Source organism: Mesorhizobium sp. ArgA1 (genome assembly GCF_053714375.1).
Genome location: NZ_JBSKBQ010000007.1, coordinates 171,904 through 191,224 on the forward strand (window position 1 = coordinate 171,904; position 19,321 = coordinate 191,224).

Annotated in this window: 17 protein-coding genes; 10 read left to right on the plus strand and 7 right to left on the minus strand. The window is 63.8% G+C overall.

Annotation, left to right across the window (positions count from 1 at the left end):
- Positions 1-19: 19 nt before the first annotated feature.
- The 7 genes from gmk to fabD form a co-directional block, all read right to left on the minus strand.
- Positions 20-694 carry a guanylate kinase gene (gmk, locus tag ACWGTI_RS17850; RefSeq protein WP_454577104.1) on the minus strand — a complete coding sequence of 225 codons (675 nt, stop codon included), beginning with the start codon at positions 692-694 and terminating at the stop codon, positions 20-22.
- Positions 695-700: 6 nt separating this feature from the next.
- A complete protein-coding gene (locus ACWGTI_RS17855) occupies positions 701-1,591 on the minus strand; it encodes a YicC/YloC family endoribonuclease (protein ID WP_454588333.1) in 891 nt (296 codons plus the stop codon).
- 256 nt (positions 1,592-1,847) lie between these two features.
- Positions 1,848-3,107, minus strand: coding sequence for an endolytic transglycosylase MltG (gene mltG, locus ACWGTI_RS17860; RefSeq protein ID WP_454588334.1), 1,260 nt, complete (start codon positions 3,105-3,107; stop codon positions 1,848-1,850).
- 195 nt (positions 3,108-3,302) lie between these two features.
- On the minus strand, positions 3,303-4,565 hold the full coding sequence (gene fabF, locus ACWGTI_RS17865; RefSeq protein ID WP_454577101.1) for a beta-ketoacyl-ACP synthase II: 1,263 nt from the start codon (positions 4,563-4,565) through the stop codon (positions 3,303-3,305).
- A gap of 34 nt (positions 4,566-4,599) precedes the next feature.
- On the minus strand, positions 4,600-4,836 hold the full coding sequence (locus ACWGTI_RS17870) for an acyl carrier protein (RefSeq protein WP_006203723.1): 237 nt from the start codon (positions 4,834-4,836) through the stop codon (positions 4,600-4,602).
- A 220-nt stretch (positions 4,837-5,056) separates the two neighbouring features.
- Complete coding sequence (gene fabG, locus ACWGTI_RS17875) at positions 5,057-5,794, minus strand: 3-oxoacyl-[acyl-carrier-protein] reductase (RefSeq protein ID WP_027045360.1); 738 nt, start codon at positions 5,792-5,794, stop codon at positions 5,057-5,059.
- A gap of 59 nt (positions 5,795-5,853) precedes the next feature.
- Entirely contained in the window at positions 5,854-6,801 is a 948-nt protein-coding gene (gene fabD, locus ACWGTI_RS17880; RefSeq protein WP_454588335.1) for an ACP S-malonyltransferase, read from the minus strand.
- Positions 6,802-7,080: 279 nt separating this feature from the next.
- On the opposite strand from fabD, the gene ACWGTI_RS17885 reads away from it, so the two are divergent.
- The 10 genes from ACWGTI_RS17885 (at position 7,081) to purF (ending at position 19,311) form a co-directional block, all read left to right on the plus strand.
- Entirely contained in the window at positions 7,081-9,009 is a 1,929-nt protein-coding gene (locus ACWGTI_RS17885; RefSeq protein ID WP_454588336.1) for an LTA synthase family protein, read from the plus strand.
- Positions 9,010-9,356: 347 nt separating this feature from the next.
- Positions 9,357-9,857 carry a 30S ribosomal protein S6 gene (gene rpsF / locus ACWGTI_RS17890; protein ID WP_112560792.1) on the plus strand — a complete coding sequence of 167 codons (501 nt, stop codon included), beginning with the start codon at positions 9,357-9,359 and terminating at the stop codon, positions 9,855-9,857.
- Positions 9,857-10,105: a 30S ribosomal protein S18 gene (gene rpsR / locus ACWGTI_RS17895; RefSeq protein WP_006203718.1), complete on the plus strand. Its 249-nt coding sequence runs from the start codon at positions 9,857-9,859 to the stop codon at positions 10,103-10,105. Before rpsF ends, rpsR begins: the two co-directional genes overlap by 1 nt.
- Before the next feature lie 266 nt (positions 10,106-10,371).
- Entirely contained in the window at positions 10,372-10,956 is a 585-nt protein-coding gene (gene rplI, locus ACWGTI_RS17900) for a 50S ribosomal protein L9 (RefSeq protein ID WP_181059027.1), read from the plus strand.
- Between the two features lie 177 nt (positions 10,957-11,133).
- A complete protein-coding gene (locus ACWGTI_RS17905) occupies positions 11,134-12,483 on the plus strand; it encodes a class I SAM-dependent methyltransferase (protein ID WP_454588337.1) in 1,350 nt (449 codons plus the stop codon).
- Positions 12,484-12,646: 163 nt separating this feature from the next.
- The gene (locus ACWGTI_RS17910) at positions 12,647-13,624 is read left to right on the plus strand and encodes a small ribosomal subunit Rsm22 family protein (protein WP_454588338.1); all 978 of its coding nucleotides are present in this window, start codon (positions 12,647-12,649) and stop codon (positions 13,622-13,624) included.
- A gap of 216 nt (positions 13,625-13,840) precedes the next feature.
- Positions 13,841-15,331 carry a replicative DNA helicase gene (locus ACWGTI_RS17915; RefSeq protein WP_454577095.1) on the plus strand — a complete coding sequence of 497 codons (1,491 nt, stop codon included), beginning with the start codon at positions 13,841-13,843 and terminating at the stop codon, positions 15,329-15,331.
- Positions 15,332-15,561: 230 nt separating this feature from the next.
- Positions 15,562-16,980 carry a DNA repair protein RadA gene (radA, locus tag ACWGTI_RS17920; protein WP_454588339.1) on the plus strand — a complete coding sequence of 473 codons (1,419 nt, stop codon included), beginning with the start codon at positions 15,562-15,564 and terminating at the stop codon, positions 16,978-16,980.
- A 48-nt stretch (positions 16,981-17,028) separates the two neighbouring features.
- Complete coding sequence (locus ACWGTI_RS17925; protein WP_454577093.1) at positions 17,029-17,700, plus strand: CvpA family protein; 672 nt, start codon at positions 17,029-17,031, stop codon at positions 17,698-17,700.
- A gap of 129 nt (positions 17,701-17,829) precedes the next feature.
- A complete protein-coding gene (gene purF / locus ACWGTI_RS17930) occupies positions 17,830-19,311 on the plus strand; it encodes an amidophosphoribosyltransferase (protein ID WP_112397309.1) in 1,482 nt (493 codons plus the stop codon).
- Positions 19,312-19,321 lie beyond the last annotated feature (10 nt).

Here is a 19,321-nt window from a genome sequence, read left to right on the forward strand (position 1 = left end):
ACGGCGAGAAGGAGAAACCCTACTGCGTTTTCTCGTCCAGCAGCCCCGAGACGAAATCGAACAAACCCGGCCGCCTATCCCGTCGCAGCCGCTCGGCAGTGACTATGCCGCGCACTTCGGCGAAGGCGCGGTCGAGATCGTCGTTGACGATGACGAAGTCGTATTCCTTCCAGTGCTCGATCTCGTTGCGGGCGTTCTTCAGCCTGGTCTCGATCACCTGTTCCTGGTCCTCGGCGCGGCGCTTCAGCCGCGCCTTCAATTCCTTCATCGACGGCGGCAGGATGAAGATCGAGACGATGTCGGCGCGCATCTTCTCCTTGAGCTGCTGGGCGCCTTGCCAGTCGATGTCGAACAGCATGTCGCGCCCTTGCGCCAACGCCAGTTCGGCCGGCTCACGCGGTGTCGCATAGCAATTGCCATGCACCTCGGCCCATTCGAGCAGTGCGTCGGAATCGCGCAGCCGCTCGAATTCGCGCATGGTGCGGAAGTGGTAGTGGACGCCTTCGATCTCCGAGCCACGGCGTGGCCTGGTGGTGACCGAGACCGAAAGTTCCAGGCTGCCATCGCTTTCCAGCAGGTTGCGCGCGATCGTCGACTTGCCGGCGCCGGACGGCGACGACAAGACCAACATCAGCCCGCGTCGGCGAATGCGCGACCCCAGATCCCTGGCAACCATCGGCTCCTTGGCACCCATTTTGGGTTACTCCAGATTCTGGACCTGTTCGCGAAACTGGTCGACCACCGCTTTGAGCTCCAGCCCGATGGCGGTGACAGTGGCGGCGTTCGACTTCGAGCACAGAGTATTCGATTCGCGGTTGAATTCCTGCGCCAGAAAATCGAGCTTGCGGCCGATGGCGCCGCCATTTGCCAGCAGCGCCCGGCCCGACGCCACATGTGTCTTCAGTCGGTCGATTTCTTCGCGGATGTCGGCCTTGGTGGCCAGGAACGCCGCTTCCATGTGCAGCCGGCCGGCATCGAGATTGGCCGACGCATCCATCAGCAGCCGCACCTGTTCGGCGATCCGCTCGCGGATTGCCGCCGGGTCGCGCGACGGGTCGGCCTCGGCCTTGAGCGTCAGCGCCTCGATGCCGTCGATGTGACCGGAAAGCAGGGAGCGTAGCGCTTCACCCTCGCTTTGGCGCGCCTGCTCGAGACCGGCAAGCGCCGTTTCGAGCGCTGACAGGATTGCCGCGTCGAGCGCTGCCCGCACCTCCTCGGTTTCGCTGCTTTCAGGTATATCCAGCACGCCGCGCAGAGAAAGCAGACCGTCGGCGGACGCCGGGGCAACACCGAACTGGTCCTGCAGCCGCTTGGCCAAGCCGGCCAGATCCCGGAGGAAGACTTCGTTGACCACCGGCTGCACCTGCTGACCGGCGGCACGGCCGACGGTCAGGGTCGCCTGGAAATTGCCGCGTGCGAAGCGCTTCTGCAGCGTCTGCCGGACAGCCGGCTCGAGCCGCTCAAAGCCTTGCGGCAGCCGCAGCCTGACCTCGACGCTCTTGCCGTTGACCGACTTGACCTCCCAGGCGATCGAGGCGCCGTCGTGCTCGCCGACGGCGCGTGCAAATCCGGTCATGCTCTGCAAATTCATGATGCGGCTCGTGTCTTCCTGATGTTCCGATTCTGAAATCCTGCTGGCGTTCGATATCACGGGCAGCGCGAATGTCAGAATCGCAATACCGGCAAGGTGTTGATTTCCGGTGTCGTTTTGATCTCGCAGTGCTGAAATCTGCAGACGTCTCGGACCAGGGCCGAAGGCGCTTCGAAATGCGCCGCGCGTTCAAAGCAGTAGCGCGTCGCCTGTGTCTGCAGCGCGTAAGGTCAATCGGTCAAAAAGCGCCGGTCTGCTACTGGGCGGCACCCGCATCGCCGCCGGCGTCCCCGCTGTCGCCGCCGGCATCGCCACTGGCGTCACCGCTGTCATCGCCATCTGCCGGCGCATCGGTCTGGCCCGGGGTCTTGGCGCCCTTTGCGGCGTCTTCGACCTGCTTTTTCTGCAGCGCCCGATAGCGGGCAACGTTCTCATTGTGCTCGGCAAGCGTCGTGGCAAACACATGGCCGCCGGTGCCGTCGGCGACGAAGTAGAGATCGTCGGTCTTCGACGGGTTGGCGACGGCTTCGAGTGCGGCGCGGCCGGGATTGGCGATGGGCGTCGGCGGCAGGCCGTTGATCAGATAGGTGTTGTAAGGCGTCTGCTTCTCGATGTCCGACTGGTAGATCGGCCGGTCGGCGGGTTTGCCCTTGCCTCCGAACAGTCCGTAAATGATGGTCGGATCCGATTGCAGCCGCATGCCCTTGGCCAGACGGTTGAGGAAGACGGCGGCAACGCGCGAGCGCTCGTCGCCCCGGCCGGTTTCCTTTTCGACGATCGAGGCCAAGGTGACGAAGTCGTCGACATTGGCCAGAGGCAGGTCGGGGGCGCGCCGCTGCCAGACCTCGTCGACCAGCTTCTTCTGGTCGGCGAGCAGCTTGTCGACCATCTGCTGGCGCGTGGCGCCGCGGGTGAAGCGCAACGTATCGGTGGCGAGGCTTCCCTCGGCCGGCGTGGTCGCCGGCATGTCCCCGGTCAGCGCATCCTGCTCGGCAACGCGCTGCAGCGCCTGCTCGACCGTCAGCCCCTCGGGAATGGTCAGCGAATACATCACCGACTTGCCGCTCTTCAGAAGCTCCATGATATCGCGCATGGAGGCGCGCGGCTTGACCTCGTATTCGCCAGCCTTCAGCGCCGAGTCATTGCCATAGACGCGCACGCCAATACGGAAGATGCGGGCGTCGCTGATCAACCCACGCCGTTCGAGCTGGTCGGCGATATCCTGGACGCCGGTGTTCGGCTTGACCAGAAAGGTGTCGCCAGCGGCCGACGGGCCCGGTTCGTTGAAGGCCTGCTTGCCGAAATAAAGCGAAACGCCGGCGGCGAGGATCATCAACATCACAGCGGAGATGACGAAGTTCATGAACACGACGACCTGGCTGCGCGAGGCGCGAGAGCGCTTCGGCGGCGGTGTGCCGGCTTCCGGCCGCAAGGCCTCGGCCGCAGTCTTCGGCACGATCGGGCCGGTCTTCTGGTTTTGTCCGAATTGTCCGCTGCCGCCCGGATTGGTGTTCATAAGCGCCCTACCATCTGATCTCTTAGAGCGACCATGCGTCCGGTTGGACGCACAGCGTGCCCTAACATTTCAAGCCTACGCATCGTGCTTCAAAAAAAGCGCCTTCAGGCCGATGCGACGAATCCCCAGCGGCAGAGTAGGCTCGAATATGGCAAAATTGACGACAGACCGCTGGCGCGCCGGTCGATACCGCAATCAGCCGATATAACGCTGGAAGACCAGCGAAGCGTTGGTGCCGCCAAAGCCGAAGGAGTTGGACAATGCCACGTCGATCTGGCGGGGCCGTGGCGTGTTTGCTACCAGATCGATCGCGGTTTCGCGTTCCGGGTTGTCCAGATTGATGGTGGCGGGCGCGATGTTGTCGCGGATGGCGAGGATCGAGAAGATCGCCTCAGCGGCCCCCGCTGCCCCCAGGAGATGGCCGATCGACGACTTGGTCGACGACATCGAGATCTTCGAAGCGGCATTGCCGACCAGCCGCTCGACGGCGCCGAGCTCGATCGTATCAGCCATGGTCGAGGTGCCGTGCGCATTGATGTAGTCGATGTCGGCGGGCGTCAGCTTGGCCCGGTTAAGCGCCGCCGTCATACAGCGGAAGGCGCCGTCGCCGTCTTCGGCAGGTGCGGTGATGTGATAGGCATCGCCGGTCAGGCCGTAGCCGGTGACCTCGGCATAGATCTTGGCGCCGCGCGCCTTTGCGTGTTCGAGCTCTTCCAGAACGACCACGCCGGCGCCCTCGCCCATGACAAAGCCGTCCCGGTCCCGGTCATAGGGACGCGAGGCCTTTTCAGGCGTGTCGTTGCGGTCGGTGGACAATGCCCGGCAAGCGGCGAAGCCGGCAAGCGAGAGCCTGGTCACCGGCGCTTCAGCGCCACCGGCCAGCATCACGTCGGCATCGCCGAAGATGATCAGCCGGGCGGCATCGCCGATGGCGTGCGCGCCGGTCGAGCAGGCGGTGACGACGGCGTGGTTTGGGCCTTTCAGCCCGTGCCGGATCGACACCTGGCCCGACACCAGATTGATGATGTTTCCAGGAATGAAGAACGGGCTGATGCGGCGCGGGCCACGCTCGTGCAGGATCAGCGCATTCTCGGCGATGCCCTCGAGGCCGCCAATTCCGGAGCCGATCATGACGCCGGTGGCGCAACGCTCGGCTTCGGTGCCGGGCTCCCAGCCGGAATCCTTCAGCGCTTCGTCGGCGGCCGCAATCCCGTAAAGGATGAAGTCGCCGATCTTGCGCAGTTCCTTGGGCTCAAGCACGGCTTCGGGGTTAAGCGTGCCGTTGGTGCCGTCACCGCGGGGAATGACGTGGGCGATCTTGCAGGCAAGATCTTCCACTTCAAACTCGGTGACGCGCTTGGCAGCACTGCGGCCGGTCAGAAGTTCCTTCCAGCTGTGCTCGAAGCCCATGCCGAATGGCGAAACCAGGCCAAGGCCCGTGACGACGACACGCCTCATCGCAGGTCCTCCCCGGTGATGACTGCGGATAGCGTCAGGCCGAAGCCTTGTCGATGTACTTCACGGCGTCGCCGACGGTCAGGATGGTCTCGGCCGCATCGTCCGGAATCTCGACGCCGAACTCTTCTTCGAACGCCATGACGAGTTCGACCGTGTCGAGGCTGTCCGCGCCCAGATCATCGATGAAGCTCGCCTGCTCCGTCACCTTGTCGGCATCGACGCCAAGATGTTCGATGACGATCTTCTTGACGCGCTCTGCGGTGTCACTCATTTGGGGCATCCTCGTCTTTTGTTTGTCTGTCTTCGTTAGCGGGCAGAATGCCGCTAATCAAGCTGAAAGATGGTCCTGCCGGAAACGCAACGGTGCCGGACCGGTTTTTGCCCGAACCGCCGGGTTGCGGGCCGCATTACACGAAAATTGGCTAAGGTCCAAGGCGAAATGGTCTCTTTTCACAAGCCGGCCGTGTCTTCTTATAACCGGCCATATCCCGTCAAATCATCGCCATGCCGCCGTTGACATGGATGGTCTGGCCGGTGACGTAGGCGGCTTCGTTGGAGGCGAGATAGGCGACGGCAGACGCCACTTCAACACTCGTGCCCATGCGTCGTGTCGGGATCGCGGCCATGATCGCATCTTTCTGCTTGTCGTTGAGCTTGTCGGTCATGGCCGATTCGATGAAGCCCGGGGCGACGCAGTTGACGGTGATGTTGCGGGTGGCGATCTCCTGCGCCAGCGACTTGGAAAAGCCGATCATGCCGGCCTTGGAGGCGCAGTAATTGGTCTGGCCGGGATTGCCTGTGACGCCGACAACCGAGGTGATGTTGATGATGCGGCCATGGCGGCGGCGCATCATCGGATGGGTGAGTTCACGGGTCAGCCGGAACACGGCGGTCAGGTTGACCTCAAGCACGCTGTCCCAATCGGCATCCGACATGCGCACGAACAGGCCGTCCTTGGTGATGCCGGCATTGTTGACCAGTATGTCGACGCCTTCGAGCTCGGCTTCCGCCTTCTGGCCAAGTGCCTTGACCTCGTCGCGGTTCGACAAATTGGCTGGAAACAGCTTTACCCGGTCGCCGAGTTCGCCAGCCAAGGTCTCCAGTTTCTCGATGCGGGTGCCGTGCAGGCCGACAATGGCACCTTGCGCATGCAGCACCCGGGCAATCGCTTCGCCAATGCCCCCCGATGCGCCGGTGACGAGCGCCTTGCGGCCGGTCAGTTCGAACATTGTTATCTCCTGATCTCAGAGCGCACCCTTTGCATAGGTGCCGCCAAATCGCCAGCCTGTCAGCCCAATGCCGCCAGCGCCGCTTCGACATCGGCCGGCGTGCCTATGGCCGATGTGGCGATGTCGCGGTTGATACGCCGCGCCAGACCCGACAGCACCTTGCCGGCGCCGATCTCGTAAAGGGTTGCGACGCTGTTGGCGCCAAACCACTCAACCGTTTCGCGCCAGCGCACGCGGCCGGTGATCTGCTCGACCAGGCGCCGCGAGATTTCGTCGGGCTCGCTGGTCGGGGTCACGGTGACATTGGAGACGACGGGCACCACCGGTGTATTCCTGGTCACGCCCGCCAGCGCCTCGCGCATGACATTGGCCGCCGGCGCCATCAGCGCCGAATGGAAGGGCGCGGAGACCTGCAGCATCAGCGCCCGCTTGGCGCCCTTTTCGGTGCACAGTTTCGCGGCGAGTTCCACCGCCGCCTTGGCGCCGGAGATCACCAGCTGCCCACCGCCATTGTCGTTGGCGATCTGGCAGACCTTGCCGGACCCGGCGGCGGCTTCGGTGCAAGCGGCTTCGACATCGGGCTGTTCCAGGCCGATGATCGCCGCCATGGCGCCCTCGCCGGCCGGCACCGCCGCCTGCATGGCATTGCCGCGGATGCGCAACAGCCGGGCCGCATCGGCGACCGAGACGAAGCCGGCGGCCGCAAGGGCCGAGTATTCACCGAGCGAATGGCCTGCAACGTAGGACACCTTGTCCTTCAGCGAAAAGCCGCGCGCTTCCAGAGCCCGCACCGCGGCCAGCGACACCGCCATCAGCGCCGGCTGGGCATTGGCAGTCAAGGTCAGCGTCTCTTCCGGGCCTTCCCAGATCAATTTCGACAGCTTTTCACCCAGCGCATCATCGACTTCCTCAAAGACCCTGCGCGCCTCGGGGAAGGCGTCGGCGAGGTCTTTGCCCATGCCGACAGCCTGGCTGCCCTGTCCCGGAAAGGTGAATGCAACGGCCATTTGGGCTCTCTCCAGCGGCTGATTTTTCCTGCCTGTGACGCAAGGCGGACCGCCAAGTCAAGCCCGTTGGCGGCATTTCGGCCGTTGGTCGAGACGGAAGCCAGCCCCCGAGTCCCTGTTCCGACAGGCTTTTTGCCGATCACTCCTGATGAAAACCGCTCACGAATCGTTTGCTGGCTCTTCTTATTTCCGCCACAGGCGCTAGCATTTGAATGACAGTTCTATGACAGAACGGTGACGCGAGTGGAAAAACGCGTTGCTTGGGCCGGGGAAAGAAAAGTGGCAAGGATCAGGAAAGGCGCGGCCGTACCCGCGCCACAGTTCTTGGAAGACGATCCGTCCACCGGCTACCTGCCGGGGCGCAGATGGCCTGTCATCCGCTACGGTCTGGCCACTCTGCTTGCCTCCGCCGTCCTGGTGTTCGCCATCGAATGGATCGTGCGCGGCGATTTCTTCGGCACGGTCGACTTCTTCCTGCAGCCCTTCAAGCCGGGCTGGACCACCATCATCGTCTTTGCGCTGGTGCTGATAGGACTGGACGCCGTGCTCGGCCGCAGCCACCAGAGCCTGATGATCGTGGCGCCGCTGACCCTGGCGCTGGCCTTTGTCGGGCACCAGAAGTCGCATTATCTCGGCGATCCGCTCTACCCGACCGATTTCCTCTATTCGCGCCAGATCATGGCGTTGATGCCGCTGCTGGTGCGCGAGCGGCCCTGGACGGCGCTCGCCATGGCGGTCGGCATCGTCGCCGGACTGTCGTTGCTGATCTATGGCTGGCGGCTATGGCGCCGCAAAGTGCCGATCCTCAGCCGCAAGGGGCGGCTGGCGCGGCTGACGCTGGCAGTGCCGCTGCTCGCCTTCTTCGTCTCGATCATGGACTATGCCACCTTCTCGTGGACCCGCGACCGGCTGCAGATCATCCCGATCATGTGGGACCAGAAGGAGAACTACGCCTCCAACGGCTTTGCCCTGGCTTTCGCGCTCAACGTGCCGATGGCGCATGTCTCCGCACCGGCCGGTTACTCCGACAAGGCAATCGACGCGATAGACAGGCCGGATGTGACAGCCTCGGTGCCGGACGAGAAACCCGACATCATCATCGTCATGAGCGAATCCTTCTGGGATCCGACCAAGCTGCCCGGCGTCACCATCACGCCCGACCCCATCCCCAATGTTCGGGCTTTGCGCTCGGGCTATATGTTCTCGCCCGAATTCGGCGGCATGACCGCCAACATCGAATTCGAGGCGCTGACGGGCTTTTCCAATGCCTTCCTGCCGGCGGGCTCGATCCCCTATCAGCAATATGTGCGCACGCCGACGCCGTCGCTCGCGACCTTCCTGAAAAGCGAAGGCTACCGCGCGCGCGCCATCCATCCCGGCACCAACTGGTTCTGGAACCGGGGCGCGGTCTATGCCGATTTCGGCTTCAACGATTTCCGCTCGGAAGAGACGCTGCCGCCGTTGCAAAAGCGCGGGCCGCTGGCCTCCGACGCAGCAATGACCGACGAGATCATCGCAGAGGCCGACGCCAGCGAAGATCCGGTGTTCTTCTTCGCCGTCAGCCTGCAGAACCACGGCCCCTACGAGCCGTACCGCTATTACAATCCGACCCACAAGGTCGCGGCACCGATCAGCACATGGGCGCGGGAATCGCTGCTCAGCTATGCCGAGGGTTCGGCCGATGCCGACCGTGGCCTCGAGCGGCTGATCGACTGGGCGAAGAAGCGCCAGCGGCCGACGGTCATCGCCTTCTTCGGCGACCATCTGCCGCCGCTCGGCCCCGTCTATGTCGAGACCGGCTTCCTGAAAGACAATGTCGCGCCGCGCAGGGAGGCTACGCCGGAGGCCGCACTGGAGCACCACCAGACGCCGCTGATCATCTGGTCGAACCGCACCGGTCCGGCGCAGGATATGGGCGCGGTCAGCCCAGCCTTCCTGCCCTACCACATCCTGACCACGGCCGGGATCACGCACCCTTACTACACCGGCTTCCTCGGCGCGCTGCGCGAACGCTACCGTGTCGTCGACCGCAACCTTCTGCTGACGCCGTCAGGCGAAGCGACGCCCGACTGGGCGCGGCAGAAGGACATCGATCCGGCGATCAACGATTTCCGGCTGATCCAGTACGACATGATGTTCGGCAAGCGTAAGGCCGCGCCCGACTTCTTCCCTGAAACGGTGGACAAGGTCGTCGCCCATACAAGCTGAATAGACGGGGCGAGCCGAGCCGCTCATGTGAGATATATTGGCATTTTTTCGAGTGGCACGCCTCAAGCGGCCCGCTCGCCGGTGCCCTACCCTTGCCTTCCAGCCAAATTGCTGTATAGACGCCCGCAATCTGCCGGTCCTTGCTGGGGGCTGAACGGAGGGCCGGAGGTTTTGCCCAAAACCTTCGTGTGAAGCCAGAAGCGCTTCCGCCTCCCGTGTCTCCGCTCTCGACCGTCTCGAAATGCTCCTTTCTTCCCCGCCCTTTTGGGACCAACGGGTCAGAGAAGTTGCAGAGGCTTTTGCCGCGAGGATCCGGGAGAGAAACGAAAGAAAGGCACTGAACCACTATGGCTCTATACGAACATGTGTTCCTTGCCCGGCAGGACCTCTCGCAGCAGCAGGTCGATGCGCTTGTCGAACAGTACAAGGGCGTCATCTCCGCAAATGGCGGGTCCGTCGGCCGGGTCGAGAACTGGGGACTGAAGTCCCTCACCTACCGGGTCAACAAGAACCGGAAGGCTTACTACACGCTTATGGACCTCACCTGCCCGCCGGCAGCGCTCAACGAGATGGAGCGCCAGATGGGTCTGTCCGAAGACGTGCTGCGTTTCCTGACCGTCAAGGTCGAGGCGCATGAGGAAGGCCCTTCGGCCATGATGCAGAAGCGCGAAGAGCGCTCGGAACGCGGCGGCTTCGGCGACCGCGACCGTGGTGATCGTGGCCCGCGTTCGTTCGGCGACCGTGATCGCGGCGATCGTGGCGATCGTCCGCCGCGCTCGTTCGGCGACGCCGGTGGCGATCGTGGTCCGCGCCGTCCGCGCGAAGGTGTTGAAGGGGGTGCAGAATAATGGTCGACATCAATCAGATCCCGACCCGGCGCCCGTTCCATCGCCGCCGCAAGACCTGCCCGTTCTCCGGCGCCAACGCGCCCAAGATCGACTACAAGGACGTGCGTCTCCTGCAGCGCTATATCTCCGAACGCGGCAAGATCGTGCCGTCGCGCATCACCGCCGTCAGCCAGAAGAAGCAGCGCGAACTCGCCAAGGCGATCAAGCGCGCCCGCTTCCTCGGCCTGCTGCCCTACGTGGTTCGCTAATTTCTTTGATGCGGGCGGCTTGCCGCCCGCATTTCTCCCACGGCGACGGGCGCCGTAGGGTCAGTTTGATGATGCATGCCGTTGTTCCAAAACCGGGACCACTTTTTCGGCGACATGCGTTGAAATCCCGAGTTGAGGTGAAAAGCCTCTAACTGCCGCGACAGGCAGGACAGCGACACCGGCGCCACGGCGCCCGAGCTTCCTGACCTGTTCCATTCAATTCGGCGCCGATCCCGCGGTCGGTGCCCAGACGAAGGAACAAGACCATGCAAGTTATTCTTCTCGAACGCGTTTCCCGCCTCGGCCAGATGGGCGATACCGTCAAGGTCAAGGACGGCTTTGCCCGCAACTTCCTCTTGCCGCAGGGCAAGGCGCTGCGTGCCAACGAGGCCAACAAGAAGAAGTTCGAGGGCCAGCGCGCCCAGCTCGAAGCCCGTAACCTCGAGCGCAAGTCGGAAGCCTCTCAGGTTGCCGAAAAGCTCGACGGCAAGAGCTTCATCGCCGTGCGTTCGGCCGGCGAGACCGGCCAGCTCTACGGTTCGGTGTCGACCCGCGACATCGCCGACCTGCTGACGGCGGAAGGTTTCTCGGTCAACCGCAACCAGATCCAGCTCAACCAGCCGATCAAGACCATCGGTGTCACCAATGTGGCGATAGCGCTGCATCCGGAAGTCGAGGTCACCATCAGCCTCAACATCGCCCGCACGGCCGAGGAAGCCGAGCGTCAGGCCAAGGGCGAGACGCTGACCACCGCCGAAGCCATCTATGGCGACGACATCAACGACAATGCGCGGCCGGAGAACTTCTTCGACCCGAACACCGAGTTCGAAGGCGGCGAAGACAACGCTTGATCGCTTAACGACAAGCGAGGGGAGCGGCGCTCCCGATCACATTGTCGTCATCCAGCCTTTGTGGACCAATGCCCGGGCGTCTCGCCCGGGCATTTTTGTGCCAAATGGAACTTTTCGAACCCCTATATATTGAGGCAGAATTAGACAGCCAGTCTGACCGTGAGGGGACATTTGGGCATGAATATTCTGTTGAAGCGCGTTCTCGACCGCCTGGTGCGCACGGGCAATCTCAAAGTCACCGGGCCGAAGGGCTCGACCGTGGTTTTCGGAGACGGCAGCGGCGAGCCGGTGCACATGCACATCAAGACCAGGCATGCCGAGCGCGCCATCACCTTCGATCCGATGCTGGCCGTGCCGGAAGCCTACATGGACGGCGAACTCGACGTCCTCGAGGGGGGCGTGCTGGGCGTCATGCGCATCGCCTTCCAGAATATGGGCAGCGGCGGCATCGACGCCACCTGGTCGAAGGCGATCGAAGGCCTGCGCCACGCCTTCCGCCGCCTGCAGCAGATCAACACCGCCTCGCGCTCGCGCCGCAACGTACAGCGCCACTATGACCTGTCGGGCGATCTCTACCGGCTCTTCCTGGACGAGGACATGCAGTATTCCTGCGCCTATTTCGAGCAGCCGGACATGACGCTCGACGAGGCGCAGGCCGCCAAGAAGCGCCACATCGCCGCCAAGCTCAGGCTGAAGGCCGGCCAGACCGTGCTCGATATCGGCTCCGGCTGGGGCGGGCTTGGCCTTTACCTCGCCAAGACCTTCGATGTCGACGTGCAAGGCGTCACGCTGTCGACCGAGCAGCACGGCGTCGCCACGGACCGGGCCCATGCGCTGGACCTGCAGGACCGGGTGCATTTCGACCTGAAGGATTACCGCGAGCTCAATGAGCGCTTCGACCGCATCGTTTCGGTCGGCATGTTCGAGCATGTCGGCGTCAACCACTACCGCACCTTCTTCGACAAGGCGGCGACGCTGCTGAAACCCGACGGCGTCATGCTGCTCCACACGATCGGCCGCACCGGCGTGCCATGGGCGACCAGCGCCTTCGTCCGCAAATACATCTTCCCTGGCGGCTACATCCCGGCGCTTTCGGAGGTGATGCCGGCAATCGAGAAATCCGGCCTCGTCGTCACCGACATAGAGATGCTGAGGCTGCATTATGCCGACACGCTGAAGCATTGGGGCCAGCGCTTTGCCGCCAACCGCGACAAGGCCAAGGCGATCTATGACGAGCGCTTCTGCCGCATGTGGGAGTTCTATCTCGCCGCCTCGGAAGCCGCCTTCCGCTGGCAGGATCTGGTGATCTTCCAGATCCAGATCGCCAAGAAGAACGACACGCTGCCGATGACGCGCGACTACATGGCCAAATGCGAGAGGGCGCTGGAAATGCGCGATATGGGACATCGCCCGGAAACCGCAGCCGCCGAGCCTGCCGTTGCCAGGTCTGTCGCCGCCAAGTCCGTTGCTGTCAGGTCCGCTGCCGCCAAACCGGCACGCCGCCGCAAGGTGTCGGATCGGGAATAACGCCTCGATTGCGTATTGCCGCTTGCCATTGCCGGCTCCGGCACTGAAAAAGGTCTCCTTCTCGCGAGACCTTTTCCATGACCTTCATCCTCACTATCGCAGCCGCCGTGGCCGGGATCGCCTGCGCCCCGGTCATCCTGTTCGCGCCGCGCGGAGCGTGAGCGTGGAACTGCCCCCACCGCTCAGACAAGGCGTCGAGCGCCTGCTCGAAACGATACCGCTGTCGGCGCTGCGCCATGCGGCGAAGACGCTGTCGGACCGCTACCGCGCCGAACTGCGCGATGGCCGCCTGCACATGGCCGAGGAGATGGCGGTGAAGGCCTATCTGGCGACGCGGCTGCCGGCGACCTATGCCGCGGTGCGCGCCAGCCTCGATTCGCTTGCCGATGCGCGGCCCGATTTCCAACCAAGAACCCTGCTCGATGTCGGCGCGGGCCCGGGCACGGTGCTTTGGGCCACCACGGGCCTGTGGCCCGATCTCGAACAGGCAGTGCTGATTGAAGCCAGCGCCGCGGTGCGCAAGGTCGGCCAGTCGCTGGCTCTTGATACCATCGCCGCCAGGACGGACTGGCGCGCCGGCGATGTGACCATCGACCTTGCCGACCTCAGGCCTGCCGACCTCGTCACCTGCGCCTATGTGCTGGACGAGATCGCGCCGGCATCGTTGCCGAAGCTTGTCGCCCGGCTCTGGCAATTGACCGGCGACACGTTGCTGATCGTCGAGCCGGGCACGCCGGCCGGCTGGCAGCGTATTCTTGCCGTGCGCAGGCAATTGCTGGAGGCCGGCGCGCATGTGCTGGCGCCGTGTCCGCATCAAGCACCCTGCCCGCTTGAGCCGCCCGACTGGTGTCATTTTTCGCGCCGCGTCGCCCGCTCGCGGCTGCATCGCCTGGCCAAGGATGCCGATGTGCCGTGGGAGGACGAGAAGTTCATCTACGTCGCAGCGTCGCGGCAACCCGCGCCTGCACACCAGCCGCGCATCATTGCACCGCCGAAAGCCGGCTCCGGCAAGGTGCTGCTCAAATTGTGCCGGCCGGACGGCAGCGCAGGCGAGACGCTTTTCACCAAGCGCGACGGCAAGCTGTTCAAGGCAGCGCGACGGCTCGACTGGGGCGACACATTGGATGGAAGAATCGGATAGTCACCGAGATTGTTCTTGCTTCGTTCCTGTCGGACCAATACAATCAGCATTGCGAGTCAACCGGAATCAGAGCACGGGAATTCTGTCCTGTGGACGGTCCGCTGCCCCTGTGAACAACGGGCATCAACGACGATTGAACGAAACTGATGCATATAAGTCAGCACCGGATCTTTCGCGTTCTGGTATCGAGAAGCCGGGATCGAAATCGGGGACATCATGGCAGAGGCAGCACGAAAATTCGGCGTGGCGGAGCAACCGCTTTATCGCGAGGCGCCGAACAACATCGAGGCCGAGCAGGCGCTGCTCGGTGCCATCCTCGTCAATAACGATGCCTTCTACCGCGTCTCCGACTTCCTCAAGGCCGGCCATTTCTACGAGCCGCTGCACCGGAAAATCTTCGAGGTCGCGGCCGAGCTCATCCGCATGGGCAAGGTGGCGACGCCGATCACGCTGAAAACCTTCCTGCCGGCCGACGAGAAGGTCGGCGACATGACAGTGGCGCAGTATGTGGTTCGTCTGGCGGTCGAGGCTGTCACCGTCGTCAACGCCACCGACTATGGCCGTGCCATCTACGACCTCGCGACGCGCCGCGCGCTGATCACCGTCGGCGAGGACATGGTCAACATCGCCTATGACGCGCCGGTCGACATGGCGCCGTCCGAGCAGATCGAGGATGCCGAGCGGCGGCTGTTCGAATTGGCCGAAACCGGCCGCTACGATGGCGGCTTCGAGAGCTTCACCGACGCCGTCAAGACCGCCGTCGACATGGCCAACGCCGCCTATATGCGCGACGGCCACCTGTCAGGCCTCGCCACAGGCATGCGCGATCTCGACCGCCGCATGGGTGGCCTGCAGGCGTCGGATCTGATCATCATTGCCGGCCGTCCGGGCATGGGCAAGACATCGCTCGCCACCAACATCGCCTTCAACATCGCCGAAATGTATGTGCCGGCGCAGCAGGCCGACGGCTCGTTCAAGGCCGCCAATGGCGGCGTCGTCGGCTTCTTCTCGCTGGAAATGTCGTCTGAGCAGCTCGCCACCCGCATCATTTCCGAGCAGACCGAAATTTCGTCGTCAAAGATCCGCCGTGGTGAGATTTCGGAGATGGATTTCGAAAAGCTGGTCGCCTGCTCGCAGACCATGCAGAAGATCCCGCTGTTCATCGACCAGACCGGCGGCATCTCGATCGCGCAGCTTTCGGCGCGCGCACGCCGGCTGAAGCGTCAGCGCGGCCTCGACCTCATCGTCATCGACTATATCCAGCTGATGCAGGGTTCATCCGCCAAGGCTTCGCAGAACCGCGTCCAGGAAATTACCGAGATCACCACCGGCCTGAAGGCGCTGGCCAAGGAACTTTCCGTGCCGATCATCGCGCTGTCGCAGCTGTCGCGTCAGGTCGAAAGCCGCGAAGACAAACGCCCGCAACTCTCCGACCTTCGCGAATCCGGTTCGATCGAGCAGGACGCCGACGTGGTGATCTTCGTCTATCGCGAGGAATATTATCTGAAGAACCGCGAACCCAAGCCCGGCACCGACGAGTACATCAAGTGGGAACACGAGATGAACGAAATGCGCGGCAAGGCCGAAGTCATCGTCGCCAAGCAGCGCCACGGCCCGACAGGTTCGGTCAGCCTCGCCTTCCAGGGCGAGTTCACCCGCTTCTCCGACCTAGCCGAAGAGCACCATATTGCGGAGAGGTTTGAGTAGCTTTTTGGCCTATGTCAGCGTCCCGTCACACCCCCCTCTGGCCTGCCGGCCATCTCCCCCGCAAGGGGGGAGATCGGCAGCTTTGAGGGCGGCGTCTGTCTTGCGACGGGCGCGGTTGGCGAAAGCATCGATGACAGCCAATCTCCCCCCTTGCGGGGGAGATGTCCGGCAGGACAGAGGGGGGTGTGCAGGATCGCCAGCCTTCAGTCTTTTGCGCGCGGCATCCCACCATGGCTAAATCCCGCGTCCAGTTCATCTGTCAGAATTGCGGATCGGTGCACCAGCGCTGGGCCGGCAAATGCGATGCCTGCGGCGAGTGGAATACACTGGTCGAGGAAGGCACGTCGGGCGGCATCGGCTCGGGCCCGGCAAACACGCGCAATGCCCGCAAGGGCCGCGCCGTGGTGCTGACCAGTCTGTCCGGCGACATCGAGGACGCGCCGCGGATCGTTTCGGGCATTGGTGAGCTCGACCGCGCCACCGGCGGCGGGTTCGTGCGTGGCTCGGCGCTGCTGGTCGGCGGCGACCCCGGCATCGGCAAGTCGACGCTTTTGACCCAGGCCGCAGCAGCGCTCGCATCAAAAGGCCATCGCATCGTCTATGTCTCGGGCGAAGAGGCCGTCGCCCAGATCCGGCTGCGGGCGCAGCGGCTTGGCGTCGCCGACACACCGGTCGAACTCGCCGCCGAAACCAATGTCGAGGATATCCTGGCGACCATCGCCGACGGCAGGCGGCCGGACCTCGTCATCCTGGATTCCATCCAGACGCTGTGGACCGACCTTGCCGATTCGGCGCCCGGCACGGTCACGCAAGTGCGCGCCGCCGCCCAGGCGATGATCCGCTATGCCAAATCGACCGGCGCTGCCATCGTGCTGGTCGGCCATGTCACCAAGGAAGGCCAGATCGCCGGCCCGCGCGTCGTCGAGCACATGGTCGACGCCGTGCTCTATTTCGAAGGCGAAGGCGGCCACCATTACCGCATCCTGCGCACGGTGAAGAACCGTTTCGGGCCGACCGACGAGATCGGCGTCTTTGAAATGTCGGACAAGGGACTGCGCGAAGTCGCCAATCCCTCCGAGCTGTTCCTTGGCGAACGCCATGCAAAGTCACCGGGTGCCGCGGTTTTTGCCGGGATGGAGGGCACTCGCCCGGTGCTGGTCGAGATCCAGGCGCTGGTGGCGTCGTCCTCGCTGGGCACGCCGCGCCGCGCCGTCGTCGGTTGGGACGGCGCGCGGCTGTCGATGATTTTGGCCGTGCTCGAAGCCCATTGCGGCGTGCGCTTCGGCACCCACGATGTCTATCTCAACGTTGCCGGCGGCTACCGGATTTCCGAGCCGGCTGCCGATCTGGCGGTTGCCGCTGCACTGGTTTCATCGCTCACCGGTCTTGCCCTTCCCGCCGATTGCGTCTATTTCGGCGAAATCAGCCTGTCGGGCGCTGTGAGGCCGGTTGCGCATGCGCAACAGCGCCTTAAAGAGGCCGAAAAGCTGGGTTTTGGAAGTGCGGTTCTGCCCTTGGGCAGCGAGGAGGTTGCCAATGGTACTGGTCCTGGCGGGATCGGGGCCGGCGCTTTCCAGCCGACCGAACTTGCCGATCTGGTGGCGCGCATAGCCGGCTCACGGCGCAGCCGTGTCGACGAGGAAGAATGACGCGGCTCGCCCGAGCCGTGAAAAGACAATCGGAGTGGGGCGAACAACATGCCGATTACGCTGCTTGACGGAATTCTCGTCGGCTTCACCCTGGTCTCGGCGATGCTCGCCATGGTTCGCGGCTTGTCCCGCGAAATCCTGTCCGTCGTCTCCTGGGCCGCTGCCGCCGCGGCGGCGTTCTTCTTCTACAAGCCGGTGCTGCCTTACGTTCAGCCCTATGTCGAAAGCGACAAGATCGCCATGGCGGCGTCCGCCGGCATCGTCTTCGTCATCGCGCTGATTGTCGTCTCCGTCATCACCATGAAGCTTGCCGACTGGATCATCGATTCCAGGATCGGCGCGCTCGACCGTACGCTGGGCTTCCTCTATGGCGCGGCGCGCGGCATCCTGGTCGTTGCGGTGGCGCTTCTGTTCTTCAACTGGCTGGCCGGCGCCAAGGCGCCTGCCTGGGTCGCCAACGCCAAGTCGAGGCCACTGCTCGAGACCATCGGCGCCAAGCTGGAAAGCCTGCTGCCCGAGGATCCGGAAAACGCCATCCTGAAGAAGCTCAACCCGAATCAGCCGGCAGCACCCGAGACGCCTCCGGCAGCCGATGCACCGGCCGCGGATGCGCCGGCAACCGGCGATGACGCGCCAGCGCCGGACGACGAGACCGACGCTCCGGCCGACAATGCGCCGGCACAGCCCGCCGCTCCGGCGCCGGCCGCACCGGCAAACTGAACTGAAACGGCATGGCGCCCACTAGGCGGGCGCCATTTATGAGCTGACTATGGTGTGAACCGCGCACGGCGTGCGTTGCTTTCGCGGCGCTATCGCCTTATATGGCCATTTTAGCGGAGCTTGAGCCCCATGGCAGTTTCGAAGGCAGACGCAGACGACGTGCTTTCCGCCGAAGCAGACGATCATTTCCACGACGAATGCGGTGTGTTCGGCATTTTCGGCCGTCAGGACGCCGCGGCCATCGTCACGCTGGGCCTGCACGCGCTGCAGCATCGCGGCCAGGAAGCGGCCGGTATCGTCTCCTATGACGGCACCCAGTTCCATGTCGAACGCCATGTCGGTCTGATCGGCGACACATTCACCAAGCAGCATGTCATCGACAGCCTGCAAGGCAACCGTGCCATCGGCCACACGCGCTACGCCACCACCGGCGGCGCCGGCATGCGCAACATCCAGCCCTTCTTCGCCGAACTCGCCGATGGCGGCTTTGCCGTCGCCCATAACGGCAACCTCACCAACGCCATGACCGTGCAGCGCGCGCTGCAGAAACAGGGCGCGATCTTCTCGTCGACCTCCGACACCGAGACGCTGTTGCATCTGGTTGCGACCAGCAAGGAACGCGATTTGAATTCGCGCTTCATCGATGCCGTGCGCCAGGTCGAAGGCGCCTTTTCGCTGGTGGCGATGACCTCCAAGAAGATGATCGGCTGCCGCGATCCGCTCGGCATCCGCCCGCTGGTGCTCGGCGATCTCGACGGCGCCTGGATCCTGGCCTCCGAAACCTGCGCGCTGGACATTATCGGCGCCCGCTTCGTGCGCGACCTGAAGCCCGGCGAAATGGTCGTCGTGACCTCGAAGGGCATTGAGAGCCTGTTCCCGTTCGAGCCGCAGAAGACCCGCTTCTGCATCTTCGAATATGTCTATTTCGCGCGGCCGGACTCGTCGGTCGAAGGCCGTAACGTCTACGAGGTGCGCAAGCGCATCGGCGCGGAACTGGCGCAGGAAAGCCCTGTCGAGGCCGACATCGTCGTGCCGGTGCCGGATTCCGGCACGCCGGCGGCGATCGGCTTTTCGCAGGCTGCCGGTATCCCTTTCGAACTCGGCATCATTCGCAACCACTATGTCGGCCGAACCTTCATCCAGCCCGGCGATTCGATCCGCCATATGGGCGTCAAGCTCAAGCACAATGCCAACCGCCGCATGATCGAGGGCAAGCGCGTGGTGCTGGTCGACGATTCCATCGTGCGCGGCACCACCAGCCAGAAGATCGTGCAGATGGTGCGCGATGCCGGCGCCAGGGAAGTGCATATGCGCATCGCCTCGCCGCCGACCAGCGCGTCGTGCTTCTACGGCGTCGACACGCCGGAGAAGTCGAAGCTCTTGGCGTCACGCATGTCGATCGAGGAGATGGCCGAGTTCATCCGCGTCGATTCACTCGGCTTCCTCACCATTGATGGGCTCTACCGCGCCGTCGGCGAGGCCGGCCGGGACAATGAGCAGCCGCAATTCTGCGACGCCTGCTTCACCGGCCAGTACCCGACCCGCCTGCTCGACTTCGAAGGCCACGACAATGTGCGCACGCTGTCGCTGCTGGCGAACAACGGGGCGTAGAGCCCAACTG

What these genes read in the sequence shown, in the direction of transcription:
- gmk (WP_454577104.1), bottom strand. Translation starts at nt 694, where the DNA reads ATGGGTGCCAAGGAGCCGATGGTTGCCAGGGATCTGGGGTCGCGCATT.
- ACWGTI_RS17855 (WP_454588333.1), bottom strand. Translation starts at nt 1,591, where the DNA reads ATGAATTTGCAGAGCATGACCGGATTTGCACGCGCCGTCGGCGAGCAC.
- mltG (WP_454588334.1), bottom strand. Translation starts at nt 3,107, where the DNA reads ATGAACACCAATCCGGGCGGCAGCGGACAATTCGGACAAAACCAGAAG.
- fabF (WP_454577101.1), bottom strand. Translation starts at nt 4,565, where the DNA reads ATGAGGCGTGTCGTCGTCACGGGCCTTGGCCTGGTTTCGCCATTCGGC.
- ACWGTI_RS17870 (WP_006203723.1), bottom strand. Translation starts at nt 4,836, where the DNA reads ATGAGTGACACCGCAGAGCGCGTCAAGAAGATCGTCATCGAACATCTT.
- fabG (WP_027045360.1), bottom strand. Translation starts at nt 5,794, where the DNA reads ATGTTCGAACTGACCGGCCGCAAGGCGCTCGTCACCGGCGCATCGGGG.
- fabD (WP_454588335.1), bottom strand. Translation starts at nt 6,801, where the DNA reads ATGGCCGTTGCATTCACCTTTCCGGGACAGGGCAGCCAGGCTGTCGGC.
- rpsF (WP_112560792.1), top strand. Translation starts at nt 9,357, where the DNA reads ATGGCTCTATACGAACATGTGTTCCTTGCCCGGCAGGACCTCTCGCAG.
- rpsR (WP_006203718.1), top strand. Translation starts at nt 9,857, where the DNA reads ATGGTCGACATCAATCAGATCCCGACCCGGCGCCCGTTCCATCGCCGC.
- rplI (WP_181059027.1), top strand. Translation starts at nt 10,372, where the DNA reads ATGCAAGTTATTCTTCTCGAACGCGTTTCCCGCCTCGGCCAGATGGGC.
- ACWGTI_RS17905 (WP_454588337.1), top strand. Translation starts at nt 11,134, where the DNA reads ATGAATATTCTGTTGAAGCGCGTTCTCGACCGCCTGGTGCGCACGGGC.
- ACWGTI_RS17915 (WP_454577095.1), top strand. Translation starts at nt 13,841, where the DNA reads ATGGCAGAGGCAGCACGAAAATTCGGCGTGGCGGAGCAACCGCTTTAT.
- radA (WP_454588339.1), top strand. Translation starts at nt 15,562, where the DNA reads ATGGCTAAATCCCGCGTCCAGTTCATCTGTCAGAATTGCGGATCGGTG.
- ACWGTI_RS17925 (WP_454577093.1), top strand. Translation starts at nt 17,029, where the DNA reads ATGCCGATTACGCTGCTTGACGGAATTCTCGTCGGCTTCACCCTGGTC.
- purF (WP_112397309.1), top strand. Translation starts at nt 17,830, where the DNA reads ATGGCAGTTTCGAAGGCAGACGCAGACGACGTGCTTTCCGCCGAAGCA.